This window comes from Gloeobacter kilaueensis JS1 (assembly GCF_000484535.1).
Classification (GTDB): domain Bacteria; phylum Cyanobacteriota; class Cyanobacteriia; order Gloeobacterales; family Gloeobacteraceae; genus Gloeobacter; species Gloeobacter kilaueensis.
This window is the reverse complement of sequence record NC_022600.1, coordinates 2745972-2761749: the sequence shown is the minus strand read 5'-3', so window position 1 is coordinate 2761749 and position 15778 is coordinate 2745972. Positions and strand designations below refer to the sequence as shown.

Below are 15778 nucleotides of genomic sequence, written 5' to 3'. Positions count from 1 at the left end.
GAAATCGCCATGCTGCAGCTAAAAGTTCGCAGGCGCAATCGACGCGGTGTAACAGTAATCGAGCTGACCATCGCCATGATCGTGTTGATCTTTCTGGCCCTCGCCTCGTTTTTTACTCTCTCGAATCTCAGCAGTGACTCAAAGGCGGAGGCGAGCGTCTCGGTGCTTGAGAAGATGCGCCTCTGGGGAGACACTGTGCTTGCCAAGGGTGTGCAGACCGACTTTGACAACTTCAATACCATCCAGAAGCCAGAAGACCAGCAGGTACAGGATCTCAAGAAGATTCTCGGCGATAACTTCCGACCTCAAAACCTCCAGGTGTCCCTGGCTGCTCTGTGCGCCAACGCCAACGTTCCCGGCAATCTCAAAAACCGTGTCTCCGCTGCCCTCGGTCTGTCATCGCCGGATGGACAGTGCCCCGCCAATCTACCGACGGCTGGTTTTGGTGAAGGGCAGTATCCGACCCCGGCCAACACTGGTGGGACAGCCTCGCCCTTCTATATCGCTCCGTAAGACCGATGGCACTGCTTGTCTTAGAAGATGAAGTGACTGGCTTCCAGCTGGGAGGTGCCTGTTACCTGGCCACCTCCCAGTGGGAGATGCCCGAAACCGAAGCGCTCGATCAGGGCGGTTCCTGGCGCAAGGATGCAGTCGGCCCTGTCAACGTCCAGTGGCAGGCGGCCAGGCCCCGCGCACGGGGAGCGGAGTTTGCCTACCCGCTGATGCTCGCCGCCATGCGGGCGGTGGTGCGCAAGACCCGCAGATTGCCGCCCTTCGTCACGATCGTCGATCTGTCCACGACTGCACAGACCTATATCGAGGTTGCCCGCATCGGCGACGACGGCCTCGAGCGCCAGAACGCCCTCGCCTCTCGCAGTGCCGGCAGCCTGGCGCGGGCGGTGGAGTTGCTGACGACCGACGACAGCGAACCGGTCTACTACCTGGGCAACCGGCCCCTTCCGGCGAGCGGCGACGCCAAACTCGCCTCGCTGGCGATTCCTCTGGCAGCCAATCCCGGTGCCCTCGCCTCGCTCTTAGAGCTGGGCACCCACCGCAAGCTCGCCCTGCCCCTGGTGGCCCTCACCGCCCGGCAGCTCACTGTCTTGCTCTCGCTCGTCGGCGTCGGGCTGTGGGGCTGGAGTGCCACCCAGTGGTGGCAGATCCAGATCGCCCTCGATCGCTACGGGCCAGGGCTACTGCAGGCAGAGTTGCTGCCCATCAAGGACGAACTGCGCTCGGTCAAGGCCCGCTATGCCCAGCAGAGCCAGGAATTTGCGAGAGCGGGCGCAAAGCACATCCCGAGTGGGCTTCTTGCCGGTCTATTGCGCCGCAATCTGGGCGAAGGTACCCGTATCCAGCAGCTCAAACTTGCCGACCGCAGCAAGCTCAGCCTGACCCTCTCCGGCAGCCCCCTCGCCGTGCTGCAGTCGCTCGCCCGCTTTGAGCGGCTGGGCAAATTGGGCGACCTCAATTTTGGAGTGAGCACCCGTGATCAGGTCTCTATCCCCATCGAAATCGACCTTGGCAGCCGACTTCAAAGCGAGCGCAAGGGCTAGCACCGGCAGGCGACCGGCCCTGTACCGCTGGGTGGGCTGGTTGCTGCTGGTAAGCGGTCTGTTCGCCGTTTTGCTCAGCAGCTACTTCCGCCAGCAGGTCCAGACAGCCACCGAGCAAGAAACCACCCTTGCCGAGGACGCGGGTCTGAGTGCTGAGGCGCTCCGCTCGCGACTGGTGCAGGTGCAGGGGCAACTTGTCCAGCTAGAAGGACTGCGGCTGACCAGCCAGGTGCAGGCGCTGCAGCTACTCACCCGCCTTGCTGGCCGCTACGGCCTCACCGTACAGGCCCAGTTCCGCCGCGAGCGCCGCAGCGCCGCCGATCTGCTCTGCACCTTGAGCACCAGTGGCAGTGAAACGGCAATCTGGAGCTTTCTTACTGGCCTGGACAACCTGCACGAGCGCAGCCGGGGCAGTGTGGCCCTGCGCTCCTACGAGCTGACCAGTCCCCAGGGCAACGACAGTGCCGTGCAACTGCGGGTCGAGCTGACTTTTTTGACTCGCACTTCCAGGGAACTTTCAAGATGATGCGTACCCGATATTTTCAGCTCCAGCGCCGCAACACTCGCGGCTTTACCCTCTTTGAGATGGTGATCGTGCTCGCCGCCCTCGCCGTTCTGGGAGGGGTGGTCGCCACCACCACCGTCGGCGTCACCCGCGATGCCAACGTCGAAGCGACCACCCAGGGCGTCGAGACCATGAGCCAGTGGCGCTCGCAGATCGCGACAGCCAACCAGCCGGGCACGACCAACTGCTGGAACAACGCCAACCTCGATCCGCTGTGCGCCGGTTACGACAGCCCCGGCGATCCGACGATCATCTCGGTACCGAGTCTTTTGAATGAGGGAAAACCGATGTTCTGGCCAGTGGTCAAAGCGCCCTGGTCCGCCGTGTGCGACCAGGCCCGCTACCCCGACCACTACCGGCGGGTGACGACGATTCTAGGTGAGTGCAGTCCCGGCTGGGACAGCGCCTATCCGCTCAACTCCACGATGGACAGGTTTGTCGCCAACCTGGCCAAGATGCGGCTTTGAAAATCTGCCCCCAGTGGACGCTCGCTCTACTTGATAAGCCCTGATTCGTGGACGAATTGCAGGGTGCCATCGGCGACAAATTGGACAGCGATAGCCAGAATTAAAAAGCCGAGCACGCGGTTGAGGGCACCGACGCCGGTTTTGCCCAGGGCCTTGATGAGCGGTTCGCCCACGACGAGGCTGAGATAGGTGACGGCGCTGAGGAGCACGATGCCCACCAGGCAGCCAATGTAGTCAAAGACGCCCGTCGCCTTTGCTGCCAGGCCAATCACAACTCCGATTGCCCCCGGCCCGCTCAGCATCGGTACCGCCATCGGTGTAAAAGAAATGTCGTCTTTATCTGCCGCTTCTTCGTTTTCGGGGACCGTCAGTCGCGGTCGAGCCGTCACCATCTCCCAGGCGGTGTGGCCCACCAAAAGGCCGCCCGCTACCCGAAGGACGGCCAGGGAGATGCCAAAGAACGACAAGATCACCTTGCCTGCGATCAAAAAGAGCGCCAGCACCCAGAGCACGTTGATCGCTGTCATCCGCGCCTGCTGCAGCCGATAATCCGGAGGGTCGCCGCCGGTCAGACTATAAAAAACAGGCACCGCTCCGATCGGATTGGCAATCGGCAACAGAGCCAGAAAGGTTCCGACCGCATACGCCAGCAAACCCTGCATTATCTTGCCTCCTCACAGAAGCTCAGTCTCAGGCAGCGAAAACCAAGCGTCAAAACAATTATAGAAGTCCCGCCCGCCCGCTTTCGAGCATAAATAAGAGGGCAGCGCTCTGCCGCCCTCTGGCCAATCGGGGGGTCAAGTAGAAAGCTGTTGGCTTCCTGTCGAAATAGCGCACAGAACCGGCAAAACGGCTCAGGTGAATCCTGCGTTCAATCCTGCAGGGCCGGGCGGGTGGAACCGGCGGCCAGTCGTTCGCGCAGGCTGGATAGAGCCGTATCAACTATCTTGCGCGGTTGGATGGCGGGACGGACCAGATTCCAGAGCCGACCGATCTCTCTGGTATGGAGGCGATCGTCTTCGGTGACAGCCAGGATCAGCCGTTCGCGCAGGTAAGCGCCGTCGGCTGAAAGGAGCGATTCGAGGCCAAGGCGGGCAGCGGGCAACAGATCGAAGTTGCCGCCGGTACCGGCGATTTGCAGGAGATTTTCAAGCCGGTGCCACTGAAAGCGGCCCCCTTTGAAGAGCACTTCTAAGAGGCGCTGGCGCAATCGGGGCGATTCACCCGTTAAAAGGCGGCGGGCGACGTAGGGGTAGGCCACCTCGACGATTTTGAAGTTGGGCGAGAGGGAGAGGGCGATGCCTTCTTGCGTAATCAGCGAGCGGATAATCAGGGCAAACTGGGCGGGCACCCGAAACGGAAACTCGTAGACCAGATCTGAAAAGCGGTCGGTGATCGTCTTGAAGTTAAAATCGACCACCTTCTGGCCCATGATGTCGCCTGTCACCTCCTCGATCGCAGGCACGATCGGCTCAAGGTCGGTGCCGGGGGCGAGAAACCCGAGGCGCACGAAGTCCCCGGACAGGGCGACGTACTCGCGGTTGATCAGATGCACCAGCGCATCGACGAGGGTCTCCTTCGTCTCCTCCGACAACTGGTCCATCATGCCAAAGTCGATGTAGGCCATCCGCCCGTCGCGCAGAGCAAAGAGATTGCCAGGGTGGGGGTCAGCGTGGAAGAAGCCGTACTCGAGCAGTTGCCTGAGGCCCGACTCGACCCCGATACGGATGAGTGAATCGATGTCGAGGCCCGCCGCTTTGATTGCGGTGGTGTCGGTGAGCTTGATGCCATCGATCCACTCGATGGTGAGCACCTTGCGGCTGCTGTACTCGCGGTAGATGCACGGAATGTAGACGTTCGGATCGTTCTCGAAGTAGCGGGCGAAGCGCTCGGCGTTGGTCGCCTCGTTCTCGTAGTCGATCTCCTCGAAGAGCTTGGAGCCGAATTCATCGACGATACTTGCCAGGTCGTGGCCGAGGTTGAGCGGCAAAAGACCCGCAAAGTGGGCACAGAACCAGCGCAGCAGCGCCAGATCGAGCGATAGCTTCTCGACGAGGTGGGGCCGCTGGACCTTGACGGCTACCCGTTCGCCGGTGCGCAGTTGGGCACGGTAGACCTGGCCCAAAGAAGCGGCTGCAACCGGCGTCGGGTCGATGCGCTCAAAAACTTCCTGCGCCGGTCGGCCCAGTTCACGGCGGATGCACTCGAAGGCAACGGTGTTGTCGAAGGGCGGCAACTGGTCCTGCAGCCGCGTCAACTCCTCCATGTAGTCCTTGGGCAGCAGGTCGGGCCGCGTCGAGAGGGCCTGGCCAATCTTGATGCTGCCGGGGCCAAGGTCGGTCAGGAGCTGGCGCAGTTGGGCCGCCCGCCTGAGGCGGTTGCGTTCGACACACCCCCGCACTCCATCCCACCACAGTTGCAGGCCAAAACCGGCAAAGGCCAGCAGTACGGAGATGGCGCGCCCGATGGCAATGAACAGATGCCGACGGTAGTAGGCATCGATAGCCTGGGGGTCGTAGCGGCGCAAATTTCGAAGATCTAGAAAACCGGAACTAGCCACGCCGTTTCAAACTCGCTGCAATCGTTAACTTCTTGTTACCATTTTCGCCGATTCTTGATCCTGGATCAATGTATAAGAAGGAGAGCATACGGATTGCGCTATTTGCGGGCCAGGCAGGGTATTTTAGTATAAAGAAATCTCAGGCAAAACATCGGCAGGAGTGGCGGAGCAATGCGGACAGGCAGATCTTGGCGGAGCTTTGCAGCAGGGGCATTGTTGACGCTTATCGGATTTTGTGCCGTTCCCCGACCGGCCCTTGCGATGATCCAGGTCCGCTTCGACGATATCAGCGGCGAGTTGCGGCGCATCTCGGGCGATCTCGGCCCAGCCCAGGGGCCAGAGATGATCAAGACCACGATCGAAAAATACCGCGCCCTGTTCTCCGATCCCAGGGTGCTCGCCGGACTGCGCTTCACCAAGTTGACCTTCGGCGATGGGATCGCCTTCTACCAGTTCCAGCAGACCTACGAAGGGCTGGAGGTGTTCGGTTCTTCTTTGACGGTGAGCGTGAGCAACGGTCGGCTCCAGGCGCTCACCAGCGAACTCAAGCCAAATGTACGGGTGGATACCCATCCTGCCATTGCCCGCGAGGAAGCTGAGCGCGTCGCCCGCTCCACCCTCCGCGCCGAGGAAGGGGAGGCCCAGACCAAGCTCATCGTCTATGCCCGCAGCGAACAGCCAGTTCTTGCCTACGCCGTTGCCCTCGACTGCAAGACAGTCGTCATCGATGCGCGGACGGCGCGGGTGCTCGAAGTCGATGCCCTCTTCAACGGTCGCGCTGCCCAGGTCAACTGAGTAGCAGTTGCCTGCCACCGGCAATCATCTCGCGATCGAAGACGCGCCCGAAGCAGGCTGCCACCACCGGCAGTACCTCCTCGACGCCGATTCCTGGACAAAACTGCGCCAGCGAGCCGACGGGCCGGGTGAGCCCGCAGGGCACAATCCGCTCGAATGCACTCAAGTCCGGATCGACGTTGAGGGCAAAGCCCTGCATCGTCACCCAGCGCGAGACTTTGACACCGATGGCTGCCAGTTTATATTCGCCCGCCCAGACGCCGGTATAGCCTGCCTGTCTTTTGGCCGGCACCCCAAAGTGGACGAGCGCATCGATGAGCACCTGTTCGAGCTGGCGCAGGTACCAGTGCAGATCCTGGCGGTGCTGCCTCAGATCCAATATCGGATAGCCCACCAGCTGGCCAGGGCCGTGGTAGGTGATCTGGCCGCCGCGCTCGACTTGATAGAGCGGCACCCCCCCCAGATCCTGCAGGATCTGATCGCAGTCGGCGGGCCGGTGGTAGGTATAGACCGGTGGATGCTCCAGCAACATCAGTACATCGAGCTGCTCGCGCTCCGCGCTACGGCCCGCCAGTAGCTGCTTTTGCCAGGTGAGAGCTGTCTGATAATCGACTCTGCCCAGCTGCAATAGAACGCATTCGCTTTTGTCTCGCTGCGCAGAGATCTTCTTGATCGAATTGTTGGGGCAAAGTTCCATGGTTATCTGTTCTATCTAGACTGGACCCTTGACTGGCAGCGGCGCACAGTGAAAAAGTCCATCGGCAGTAGGGCGGAAGGAAGAAAGATGCAGGCGATTCGACAGGCACGCTTCGGTGGACCGGAAGTACTCGTGCTCGAAGATCTGCCGACCCCGGTGCCCGCCTCTGGGGAGGTGCTGGTGCGCGTTCACGCCGCCTCGATCAACCACTACGATATTCTCTCGCGCCGGGGCGACTTTGCGGATGTGCCCCTGCCACGCATCCCCGGCATGGAATGCAGCGGCCACGTCGAAGCCTACGGCGGCGGTTCCCGCACCGATCTGGCAATCGGCACACCGGTGGTGGTACTCGGGACAACTCTGGGTAACGGCGGTCCTGGGGGCTATTCTACCCACGTCTGCCTCTCGGAGACGGAAGTCTTTGCTGTGCCCGCCGGTCTTGATCTCACGATCGCCGCCTGCCTGGGAATGACCTACCTGACTGCCTGGTACGCCCTCATCGAACGCGCCCAACTGCAGCCGGAGCAGACGCTTTTGATTCCGGGAGCAGGCGGCGGGGTCGCCGGAGCGGTCCTGGAGATCGCCGTCAGTTCAGGAGCGCGGGTGGCCGCCACCAGCGGCGGTGCGGCCAAGTGCGCCCGCGCTGTTTCCCAGGGAGCACAGGTGTGCGTCGATTACCACACCCAGGATGTGACCAAAGAAATTCTGGCCTGGAGCGGTGGGCAGGGGGTCGAACTCGTCCTCGACGCCGTTGGGGGCGATTCGATTCAGCAGGGCCTCAACTGCCTGGCCAGTCGGGGCCGCCTGTTGTCGATCGGCATCGTGCGCGGTAACAGTTTCAGCGTCGATGCTGTGGCTTTTCTTTCCCGCGAGCAGTTTCTTCTTGGCGTCAACGCGGGCCAGCTCGCTCCGGCAAAGCGCTACGCCATTTTTGAACAACTGGCCGACTGGATCGCCGCCGGCAAACTGACGGTAACTGTCGATCGGACCTTTCCTTTGGCTGAGGCCGCCGATGCCCACCGCTACGCCGAGTCGGGCGAGCGCTACGGAAAACTCATTTTGCTGTGCGATTGAGCATATTTTCATCCAAAAAACAGTCTGTAGGATGACTTCTGATTTTTGCTATTCTTGAAGAAAGTTGGACACCTCTGTTCCAGATGCTCCGGTACCAGATTGTCCTCAACGTTATCAGACAAAACTACAACACGATCATGAAAACAGCCCGGCCAGATATTATCGTAGTCAGCCCAGACGGGGAGTATCTAATAGTTGTTGAGGTAAAGCTCAGCGACAGTGACCTGCACAATCAGAATGCTATCGATCAATTCAAACACCTTATGGCTTCTATCGGTTGCTCAATTGGACTCATTGTGTTTGGCCAACGGATTATTCTTCTTCGCGACTCTTTAGAAAAGTCAAATGGTGAGTCTGTTGATATTGTTGGTGAGGCAAAACTGCCAGATTCTTTGCTGCCGCCTGTGGATGAACGATGGAAAGGGGAATACGAGTTTGAAGTGCGTGTTCAGCGCTGGCTCGAAGAATTAAAACTTTCCTCCAATGTAGAAAATCTGCCCCATGATCTGAGAAAGCTTTTCAGTGAATCAATTATTAATTTGCTTCGGCTAGGCGACATCAGATCTGCTGGTCCTAGATGGAGTAGATCCGGGAGGTGAAACCTCGGGCAGTCTTTGTTGAAACCAATTGGGTGGTCGATGTTGTTGCCCCTGCCCATCTGCAGAGCCCAGAAGCTGTTCAGCTCCTCTCCCGTGCTACTACCGGTGAGTTTATATTATGTATTCCTGCAATATGCCTGGCGGAGGCACGTGAAACGATACCACGACGCTTCGCTCCACGCTCCCGTTCGGAGGACTTCCGCAAATTTGTCAAATGGGCAAGGGATGAGCGCCGAATTAGTAGGGCGGATTCGGATGCGGCGTTTCGGATATTCGAGCAATTTGATATGCTCGTTGAGAACGAATTGAAGAAAGTTTCAGAGCGGCTAGCTTACTTAACACGGAACTCTGCTCTCAATATCTTTCCGCTCTCAGAACCAATGCTGGAGCGTCAGATAACAATTGGCGCAATGGATCTTTCTCTCAAACCTTATGATCTGGCTATTCTAGCAGCTGTGCTCGTGAAATCCGAGGAGTTAAGGCGAGAGGGGCACTCCTGGTTTGGGTTTTGTGAATTAGCCCTAATCTGTCAAAGTCGGAGGAAGACTGCAAAACCATTGACTTTGTCTATTAGATTCTGGAGTACTTTTCCAAGGTCATTCAACTGGGTCACCTCTAGCCACGGCAATAATAAACTCAAGCAAACGAATGGCTGAATCATCAGTCGCATGTTGTTCAAAATCGCCTTCCATCCTTGTTTTTCATCCCACCACTTATGGGTGGTGTACATTGCAGGATAACGCTGACTCTCGCTTGCTTTGTCAGGAACCTCTTCCTCTGATTCTTCTCCCATCGTCGTTGTTTGCATACTCACCATTAAGTAGGCACTGCACACCATCTCCCACCACTTCTCGATGCCTCGGTAAGCTGTCAACTTGTAGTCCGTCCAGCCTAGTTCCGCTTTCACCTGACGAAAACCGTACTCGACCCAGGTTCTATCTCCAAACAAATTGCCTACCGTCTTTTCAATTTTTCCAGGCAGATTGGTCATGATATACCAGGTACTTTCCTCGGGCTGTTTCTCGATATCCGTCGTGATCTCGTAGTATCGCGTTGCCTTGCGTTTGCCAAAAATAATCTCGCGGATGTAGCGTGTTTCTGTCTTGCCATTACTGAATTGACGCTCGAAGCTTTTCCAGCGATTGCGACGAACAACCCAACCCTTGAGCATCCACACCCCGTGATTGGAGCGGATAGCAACGACATAGTGCAGTCGGTGTTTCCACAAAGTGTTGATAAAATCGCTACTTTCTCCATAGTGGCTGTCCGCTACTACCAGACCAATATTGAACCCCTGCTCACATAACTCATCAATCAAATCAGCAGCGATTTTGGGTTTACTCTTGTGCTGTTCGTTTTTAGCAAGACGGCACTCGGGTTTGAAAACCCTGAATAGCAATGGAAAGGTGATATTCCCCAGCAAACCGAAGGCATGAACGGAAACAATGCCGTTATCTATTTTGCCGACATTGCCGATGTATTGTCGGGAGACATAGTCGGTCTTCTTTCCCTTTTTCTTGTCGCCAGTTTCGTCAATGCAAACGGTGATAGAGCGTCCGTTCAGTGCTTGCTTGGTCAGTGCAATTCGTTGTTCTCTAAAGCATTCAACCGACCAGGGAGAGTGGACCAAAAAGTGATGAAAAGCCTGAGCGTCTGCGCCCACTGCTCTGGCTATCGCGGGCAGAGTTTTGCGTTTGACCTCGGAAACTAACCCGAGTTGCAAGCTTTTGAAGCATTCAAAAGTTCGGACGTCTGCAAACAGGTGTTGGTAAGTGGAACAGTATTGATCTACGAAAGGGACAGTGCTATTAGGTTTCCTTGGAGTGGTCATGACCGCAAATCCCTCCAGCAAGAGGCTTGCAGCGATCATTGTACCCAGTTTGACAGATCAGGGTTAGACTCCGATCTTCAACCCTGGAATAAAGTTGGTGCTCGAAAATCTGGCATTTCCGCTCTCTACGATAGCGCTCATATATGGGTATATGGCGACTTTTTACTGGAAGAAGTAGGCCAGCTTCCTGATGGGTGGACAACTTCGGCTTAAAGGCTCGCTGGGAGTATGCCAGGTAGCGCAGAACAGGAAGTATGCCATATAAGGGTAAGAAACCGACCAATGGCCCCATGAAAAATTTGCTGCTCCCTCTGCTCGTTGCTGCTGCTCTATTCGCTTCGCTGCCGGTCTGTGCCCAGGAAGGAACAGCCGATGCGGATACAGCAGCCGCCCAGGTTCGCTATCTTAAGACCATCGAACAGTTGCTCAAAAAACAAAAGGTTCCGACAGGACCGGCGGCGGATCGCGACAGGCAGCTTTTGAGTCTGGGGCGGATCGTCTGTCGGCTCAAAAGCCGGGGCAACAGCGACCAGCAGATCGTCGAGAAGGTTTCTGCCGGGGCTGTGCAGGCGGGGTTTGCTGACCGCAACGCGGCGGCGGCGACAAAGGCAGCACTATTGGCGGTGGCCCAGACCGACTACTGCGCCAGTACAACCGCCCCGAGCCCTCCGGCGGCCAACAGTACGCCTTGATCGCTACGGGCGGGCTGCTGTAAGGATCTGCTGATCGAGCAGGCCGGTATTCGCTTCGCCGCGCGCCCCGAGGCTGGAGCGCACCAGATACAGCCCTGCGCTGGTGCGGCAGCAGAGGCTGAACAGGGTGCGCGAGAGGCGAAAGGCCCGGTCCTCGCGGTCGTGTGCAGCTCCGTAGGGTGTGCCGTCCCACTCTGGGGTGAGGACGCGGTGGTTGTAGAGCCCGCGCCAGCTTGAGCGCGACCAGCGCTCGGAGGTGATGTCGAACCAGAACTGGTAATCGGCGGCCAGACCCTGGTTGATGAAGGTGAGCGGGGTGGAGAGCACGAGCCTGCCGGGGGCAAGGCGCTGGCTGGGCCGGGTCACCTGGCCTGAGCGCAGCAGGTGGAGGAGGACACGCGGCTGAATCTGGCAGAATGTCCGGCGGAAGCGGCGGACGATGGCGATCAGTTCTTGAAGGAGCTGCCAGTCGGCGGGTTCTGTGAGCACCTCAGACAGTAAATCGGAAGCGAATGTGCTCCAGAGATGGTCCGGCGGCAGAGCTGAGCCCTGCTGGTAGAGGTCGAGCCAGTCTACAAGGTTTTGATAGCGATCGAGCGCAGCAAAGCCGATGCGCTCGGGATAGCGCACCGCATCGCGCCCCCGCAAACAGCGGCCCACCGGGTCGAGGCCGTCGGCAGCCAGCAACTCGGCGCGCACCGGATCGAGGCCGAGGAGCAGACCGAGCATCAGGCGGGCTTCACCAAAGCTCGGAAAAAGCCCCCACTCCGGGTGAGCCAGTTCGAGGGCACTGAGCAGAGCCCGCACCAGCGGGTGGCGGACCAGAGCAGTGTGGCTGCGCGGCACCTGTACAGGCACATCCAGGGCCGCTTCAAGAACGCTCACCAGCCCCATGTCCGTAAGCGGTGCAACGATCGCCAGGCGGTCGGGGGGCACGTTCTGTTTGAGCAGTTGCTGGATGGTCCCGGCCATCGCCTCCGCTGCTTCGACAGTAGTCTGTGCCTCGATAAGCACCGGCAGGGCCGCAGAGGCCAGTTCCTGCACCGGTAGCGGGTTTTTAAACTGCGGGTCGATCTGGCGGGCGATGCGGTCTGCCAGCCGGCGCATCGCCTGCTGCTTGGCGTCCGCTGGTGCCGGTAGATAGCGAAAATGGCTCCGCCGGGCCACAAACTGGGCGGCACTGCGGGGGAGGGCCGTATAGAGTCCGACGCCGCTACCGACGGTATAGGCGACAAACAGTGCTTTCTGGCGCTCGTCGGAGCGCCGATAAAATTCCAGGGCGACGGCGCTGCTGTCCTCGATGCGATCGATAATCAGGTGATCAAAATCCTGCCAGAACGCCTCCAGATCGTTGATCACCCGGCCAAACAGTTCGACGACCAGACCAGCGTCGAGGGCACCCGCTCCCAGGACAACCTGCCGGGTGCGCCGCCCGCAGCAGCTGATGGCAGCAAGTCGCGCCAGACGCTGCTCGTCCTCCCCATCGGGCCAGGCACTGCGCAGGCGGTTACCGATCGCCTCGATGGCAATCCCGGCAGTGCTCGCCACCCAGGCGGCGCTCGCTATTTGATCCCAGAGGCGTTCGTCGCTGAGGCCGCACGCCTCGAAGAGGGCTCCGTGATCCGGGCAGAGGCTGCAGGCGCGCTCGACACAGTAGCGCATCTGGGCCTGATCGAGGATGGGCGGCTCGAAGCTCGCCGGCAATTCTGGCTCCTGCTCCAGAACTTCGCCCCAGAACTCAGCCAGCATCCGGTTGGCAAAGCTATAAAACGTCTCGACGCGCAATGGCCCGGCGAGTCCTTCCAGCTGCGCTTCGAGTTGGACGATGGTCTGGGCGGCCTGGGTCTGGTTAGGAGCGATCCAGACGATCCGATCCGCAAGAACGCCTGCTGCCAGAAGCTGCCGGTAGTGTGCCAGACAGGCGGCGGTAAGTCCCCCTCGGGGCCAGCCAATCACCGATTCAATCATCGCCGCTTAAAAGTCGGTCGCACAGGCTGCCAATCTCAGCGGCTGGGGCAGTGTCCAGCCAGTGCTGAAAGGCGCGTGCCTCCTGCAAGATGGCGGTCGCCCCCTGAACGAGATCGCCACCGGCGGCGGCCCAATCGAGAATCCGCTCCAACAGCGGCCCCGGCAATCCTGCCAGTTCGAGTGCCTCGCGATCGCGCATCCCCGCCTGCCAGCGGCGGGACAGCTCGACAATCCAGCCGCGCGATCGAGACCAGTCGTCGCTGCGACCGGCTAGAACGACCGTTGGCCAGGGGCTTTGCTGCAGTTGGGACGCCAGTTCCGCAGCTGAGCAGGGCCAGCGGCGCAGCACCAGAGCAGGCAGCGACTCCGAGAAGCTGGCCTCCAGGCGGCGAAAGTCCTCGATCTGCACCGACCGGCGGCTGCTTGTCTCCTCCTCGATTGTGGTGCGCTGCTCAGCTGGTTGCAGGTGATGAATCCAGCCCCACCAGAGCGTCGCCTCCCACGGTTCCAGCTCAAAGACGAGATCGACCAGGTGCTCCTGCTGCCAGCGATGGCGCTGATCGCCGCCGTCAGGCCACCTCAGCGTGCGCGCTCCCAGTTTGCAGTCGAGGTGGCGACCGTCGCGCGACAGGCTCCACTGGGGCCGAAAGTTGCGCAGCGCGACCAGGGGCCGGGGCTGGCCTGGACCAAAGGGCGCTAGTCGCTCGACCTCGCGAAAGAGGCGATCGAGTTCTGCCGGCAGATCAAGAATCGTCTCCGCATCGAGCACGATCGCAGCGCTGTTGTGATCGCGATCAGGAGCGGTGCAGCGCTGCAACTGCTGTGTCAGCGCCCGGCACAGGCTCGCCAGGTGTTCTTTCTTGCAGCTGAAGCGCACACTCCCCGGTTGGCCCCCCGCCCTCACCAGCAAGGGAGCAAGGGTTTCAAAGACAGCGATCAGATCGACGTCCTGGGCGTAGCCGTAACCGCAGGCAAGGGACGACTCCTCCGGACAGGTGATGAGCACCACCGGGCAGCGGTAACGGCCGGCGAGGCGCGCCGCCGCCAGCCGCAGTACCGGGTAAGGCCAGCGGGGATGGCTGAGCACCAGCTCGCGCCGCCCTGCCGGATCCAACTGCTCGATGAGGGCCGTCGCCTGCTGAAGAACCGCTTCGATCTGCCGCTGGTGCTCCAGCCGGTGGCGCTCAAAGGCTTCGCAGCAGGCCACCGACGGCTCTCCTAAAAGCCACTGCACCGCCTCAGCCGGATCGTCCAGATAGCTCAAAGCGTCCAGTGGAAAAGCGATCTTAAAAAGCTGTCCCCGATAGCGCTCGATTAGATTATCCAGCGGTGAACGGCGCACGCTGCCCGGCTGGGCCAGCCCGGCCAGCACGAAATTCCGGCAGTGTTCAAGCGAGGCCAGCCCAGCGACACAACCGGCCAGCACCAGATCCACCCACTGGCTCGCTATCGCCTGGGAGCGACCGAGGCGGGTGAGCACGGAGGCGGCGAGCAGCCAGGCCAGACCCACCTCCGGCAGGTGCCGCCAGAGCACAGATGCTTCCAGTTGCAGCGGATTGAGCAATAGATTGGCGTCCGCATCCGCCAGCGGGCCGAGGCACGCCTCCAGGACGATCGCGCCAGAGATCGTGTCTGCAACGCCCCCGATACGGATCTCCAGGGCTGTCGGCCCACTTTGAGAAGCAATGTGTTCCTGGTTTACGAACTGTTGAGGGTCGCGGACAAAGTGACTGTCCGCGCCGGCGGCAGTCAGAGCATCGAGCAGCAGTGCTGCTGCAACCAGGCTCTCAAAGCGCCGGTCACAGGTCAAAAGTAGTTTTTTGTTCTCGGCGATTGCAGTGACGATTCTTTCGGTGGCCGCGTCAAGCTGCGGCCAGTTGATCGTATCCAGCGGTGGGCAGGGTTGGGGTTTCAAAAAGGCGGTGATAGCATGGGGATCACGGATACCGCGAGCGGCCAGCACCCCGGCTGCGTATTCGCCCAGCCGGGCGCGGACCTCGGGTTCAAGGCTGATAAAAGCGCTTCTGAAGTTCCAGGCAGGGGCCATAGCGGTGCGAAATGCCAGTTCAAGTGTGAGGCTAAGATCGAGTCGTTAAGGAGTGTTACGCTCCCTTATCCTCTTTAACAGTGCATGGTAACTTGGGCACACATGCAGTTGGCCGTCGGAGTTAGGAGAATCCTTTGAGTACACCCTTGCATCCAGATGCGTTGAGCGAGCCCACCGGCGAAATTGGCGGTTATGTAGCCCATCTGCAGCTACACATGGCTCTGCAGGCTCGCAAGCTACTCCCCAACGCTCTCGACACAAACAATCTCTGTCACAACCTGCTTTACCAGAGCCAGGCGGAGTACGAAAAGTTCATCTCTCGTCAGCACCCCTAGCGCCGTCGGCTTCAAGCCAGAAATTTCCCTGGCGCAGCACCTGCCAGCCATCTATTTGCCAGCGCACGACCGTAGATGCGATGCCACTGCTGGAGTAATCTCCGACAAGCAAGGGGATGTGGGCAAAGGTGGCCCGGATCGCCTCTGGCTCCAGCAGGGCCGGTTCACCGGAGCGATTGGCGCTCGTCGAAGCGAGAGGACCGCTCAGGGCAAGCAGGGCACGGGTTGCGGCGTGGGCCGGTACGCGCAGGCCGATCGTCTGTTGATTGCGGTGCAGTTGGGGCAGCACTCGGTCGCTGGCGGGCAGCGCCAGGGTGAGGGGGCCGGGCCAGCCCCGCGCTGTCAGCGCCGCCCACTCCGGCAGCCAGCCGTTGGTAAAGGGTTTGAGATCGGCGGTCTCCGCGCCGAGCAGGATCAGAGGTTTGTTCTCGTCGCGGCCCTTAAGCGCGTAGATCCCATCGGCGTACTGCGGCAGACAGACCAGGCCGGGCACGGTGTCGGTGGGAAGAACACCCACCCCGCCCGCTCTGAGATGGGCCAGAAATGCTGTTTCGGAGATGAATAGAACAGACATCTTTTAGAATTTTTCCTG

Annotated in this window: 16 protein-coding genes; 9 read left to right on the top strand and 7 right to left on the bottom strand. The window is 59.9% G+C overall.

The window, feature by feature from the left end:
* The first annotated feature begins 9 nt into the window (after positions 1-9).
* Genes GKIL_RS12755 through GKIL_RS12740 form a run of 4 tightly spaced genes read left to right on the top strand, consistent with a single transcriptional unit; the run spans position 10 to position 2588 of the window.
* Positions 10-513: a type IV pilus modification PilV family protein gene (locus tag GKIL_RS12755; protein ID WP_023174048.1), complete on the top strand. Its 504-nt coding sequence runs from the start codon at positions 10-12 to the stop codon at positions 511-513.
* A 5-nt stretch (positions 514-518) separates the two neighbouring features.
* Positions 519-1556, top strand: coding sequence for a hypothetical protein (locus GKIL_RS12750; RefSeq protein WP_023174047.1), 1038 nt, complete (start codon positions 519-521; stop codon positions 1554-1556).
* A complete protein-coding gene (locus GKIL_RS12745) occupies positions 1522-2082 on the top strand; it encodes a hypothetical protein (RefSeq protein ID WP_187293812.1) in 561 nt (186 codons plus the stop codon). Before GKIL_RS12750 ends, GKIL_RS12745 begins: the two co-directional genes overlap by 35 nt.
* The gene (locus tag GKIL_RS12740; RefSeq protein WP_023174045.1) at positions 2079-2588 is read left to right on the top strand and encodes a pilus assembly FimT family protein; all 510 of its coding nucleotides are present in this window, start codon (positions 2079-2081) and stop codon (positions 2586-2588) included. The genes GKIL_RS12745 and GKIL_RS12740 overlap by 4 nt, the downstream gene beginning before the upstream one ends.
* A gap of 26 nt (positions 2589-2614) precedes the next feature.
* On the opposite strand, the gene GKIL_RS12735 is transcribed toward GKIL_RS12740, so the two are convergent.
* Positions 2615-3253, bottom strand: a complete 639-nt coding sequence (locus GKIL_RS12735) for a MarC family protein (RefSeq protein ID WP_051382805.1) — start codon at positions 3251-3253, stop codon at positions 2615-2617.
* Between the two features lie 206 nt (positions 3254-3459).
* The gene (locus GKIL_RS12730) at positions 3460-5148 is read right to left on the bottom strand and encodes an ABC1 kinase family protein (RefSeq protein ID WP_023174042.1); all 1689 of its coding nucleotides are present in this window, start codon (positions 5146-5148) and stop codon (positions 3460-3462) included.
* A 216-nt stretch (positions 5149-5364) separates the two neighbouring features.
* On the opposite strand from GKIL_RS12730, the gene GKIL_RS12725 reads away from it, so the two are divergent.
* A complete protein-coding gene (locus GKIL_RS12725; RefSeq protein ID WP_041243930.1) occupies positions 5365-5943 on the top strand; it encodes a hypothetical protein in 579 nt (192 codons plus the stop codon).
* Here GKIL_RS12725 and lipB read toward each other — a convergent pair.
* Entirely contained in the window at positions 5936-6640 is a 705-nt protein-coding gene (gene lipB, locus GKIL_RS12720; RefSeq protein WP_023174040.1) for a lipoyl(octanoyl) transferase LipB, read from the bottom strand. The genes GKIL_RS12725 and lipB overlap by 8 nt on opposite strands.
* An 87-nt stretch (positions 6641-6727) precedes the next feature.
* Between lipB and GKIL_RS12715 the strand changes: the two genes are divergently transcribed.
* Both GKIL_RS12715 and GKIL_RS12710 read left to right on the top strand, forming a co-directional pair.
* A complete protein-coding gene (locus GKIL_RS12715) occupies positions 6728-7714 on the top strand; it encodes a quinone oxidoreductase family protein (RefSeq protein ID WP_023174039.1) in 987 nt (328 codons plus the stop codon).
* 137 nt (positions 7715-7851) lie between these two features.
* Positions 7852-8313, top strand: coding sequence for a type I restriction enzyme HsdR N-terminal domain-containing protein (locus tag GKIL_RS12710; RefSeq protein ID WP_041244738.1), 462 nt, complete (start codon positions 7852-7854; stop codon positions 8311-8313).
* 529 nt (positions 8314-8842) lie between these two features.
* Here GKIL_RS12710 and GKIL_RS12705 read toward each other — a convergent pair.
* The gene (locus tag GKIL_RS12705; protein ID WP_041244267.1) at positions 8843-10144 is read right to left on the bottom strand and encodes an IS701 family transposase; all 1302 of its coding nucleotides are present in this window, start codon (positions 10142-10144) and stop codon (positions 8843-8845) included.
* A gap of 290 nt (positions 10145-10434) precedes the next feature.
* Here GKIL_RS12705 and GKIL_RS12700 point away from each other — a divergent pair, with 290 nt between their 5' ends.
* Positions 10435-10836 (top strand): DUF732 domain-containing protein, encoded by a 402-nt coding sequence (locus GKIL_RS12700; RefSeq protein WP_023174035.1) that lies wholly within the window; start codon positions 10435-10437, stop codon positions 10834-10836.
* A gap of 3 nt (positions 10837-10839) precedes the next feature.
* On the opposite strand, the gene GKIL_RS12695 is transcribed toward GKIL_RS12700, so the two are convergent.
* Together GKIL_RS12695 and GKIL_RS12690 are read right to left on the bottom strand one after the other, a co-directional pair.
* Positions 10840-12804: a hypothetical protein gene (locus GKIL_RS12695; RefSeq protein WP_023174034.1), complete on the bottom strand. Its 1965-nt coding sequence runs from the start codon at positions 12802-12804 to the stop codon at positions 10840-10842.
* Positions 12797-14851, bottom strand: coding sequence for a single-stranded-DNA-specific exonuclease RecJ family protein (locus GKIL_RS12690; protein ID WP_023174033.1), 2055 nt, complete (start codon positions 14849-14851; stop codon positions 12797-12799). The genes GKIL_RS12695 and GKIL_RS12690 overlap by 8 nt, the downstream gene beginning before the upstream one ends.
* Before the next feature lie 134 nt (positions 14852-14985).
* Here GKIL_RS12690 and GKIL_RS25295 point away from each other — a divergent pair, with 134 nt between their 5' ends.
* Positions 14986-15186: a hypothetical protein gene (locus GKIL_RS25295; RefSeq protein ID WP_023174032.1), complete on the top strand. Its 201-nt coding sequence runs from the start codon at positions 14986-14988 to the stop codon at positions 15184-15186.
* On the opposite strand, the gene GKIL_RS12685 is transcribed toward GKIL_RS25295, so the two are convergent.
* A complete protein-coding gene (locus GKIL_RS12685; protein ID WP_023174031.1) occupies positions 15164-15760 on the bottom strand; it encodes an L-threonylcarbamoyladenylate synthase in 597 nt (198 codons plus the stop codon). The two genes, GKIL_RS25295 and GKIL_RS12685, sit on opposite strands and share 23 nt — an antisense overlap.
* Between the last annotated feature and the right edge of the window lie 18 nt (positions 15761-15778).

Excerpts from the sequence above, each read along its gene's own strand:
- GKIL_RS12695 (WP_023174034.1), bottom strand. The coding sequence starts at position 12,804 with ATGATTGAATCGGTGATTGGCTGGCCCCGAGGGGGACTTACCGCCGCC.
- GKIL_RS12750 (WP_023174047.1), top strand. The coding sequence starts at position 519 with ATGGCACTGCTTGTCTTAGAAGATGAAGTGACTGGCTTCCAGCTGGGA.
- GKIL_RS12715 (WP_023174039.1), top strand. The coding sequence starts at position 6,728 with ATGCAGGCGATTCGACAGGCACGCTTCGGTGGACCGGAAGTACTCGTG.
- GKIL_RS12710 (WP_041244738.1), top strand. The coding sequence starts at position 7,852 with ATGAAAACAGCCCGGCCAGATATTATCGTAGTCAGCCCAGACGGGGAG.
- lipB (WP_023174040.1), bottom strand. The coding sequence starts at position 6,640 with ATGGAACTTTGCCCCAACAATTCGATCAAGAAGATCTCTGCGCAGCGA.
- GKIL_RS12705 (WP_041244267.1), bottom strand. The coding sequence starts at position 10,144 with ATGACCACTCCAAGGAAACCTAATAGCACTGTCCCTTTCGTAGATCAA.
- GKIL_RS12690 (WP_023174033.1), bottom strand. The coding sequence starts at position 14,851 with ATGGCCCCTGCCTGGAACTTCAGAAGCGCTTTTATCAGCCTTGAACCC.
- GKIL_RS12740 (WP_023174045.1), top strand. The coding sequence starts at position 2,079 with ATGATGCGTACCCGATATTTTCAGCTCCAGCGCCGCAACACTCGCGGC.
- GKIL_RS12700 (WP_023174035.1), top strand. The coding sequence starts at position 10,435 with ATGAAAAATTTGCTGCTCCCTCTGCTCGTTGCTGCTGCTCTATTCGCT.
- GKIL_RS12685 (WP_023174031.1), bottom strand. The coding sequence starts at position 15,760 with ATGTCTGTTCTATTCATCTCCGAAACAGCATTTCTGGCCCATCTCAGA.
- GKIL_RS12755 (WP_023174048.1), top strand. The coding sequence starts at position 10 with ATGCTGCAGCTAAAAGTTCGCAGGCGCAATCGACGCGGTGTAACAGTA.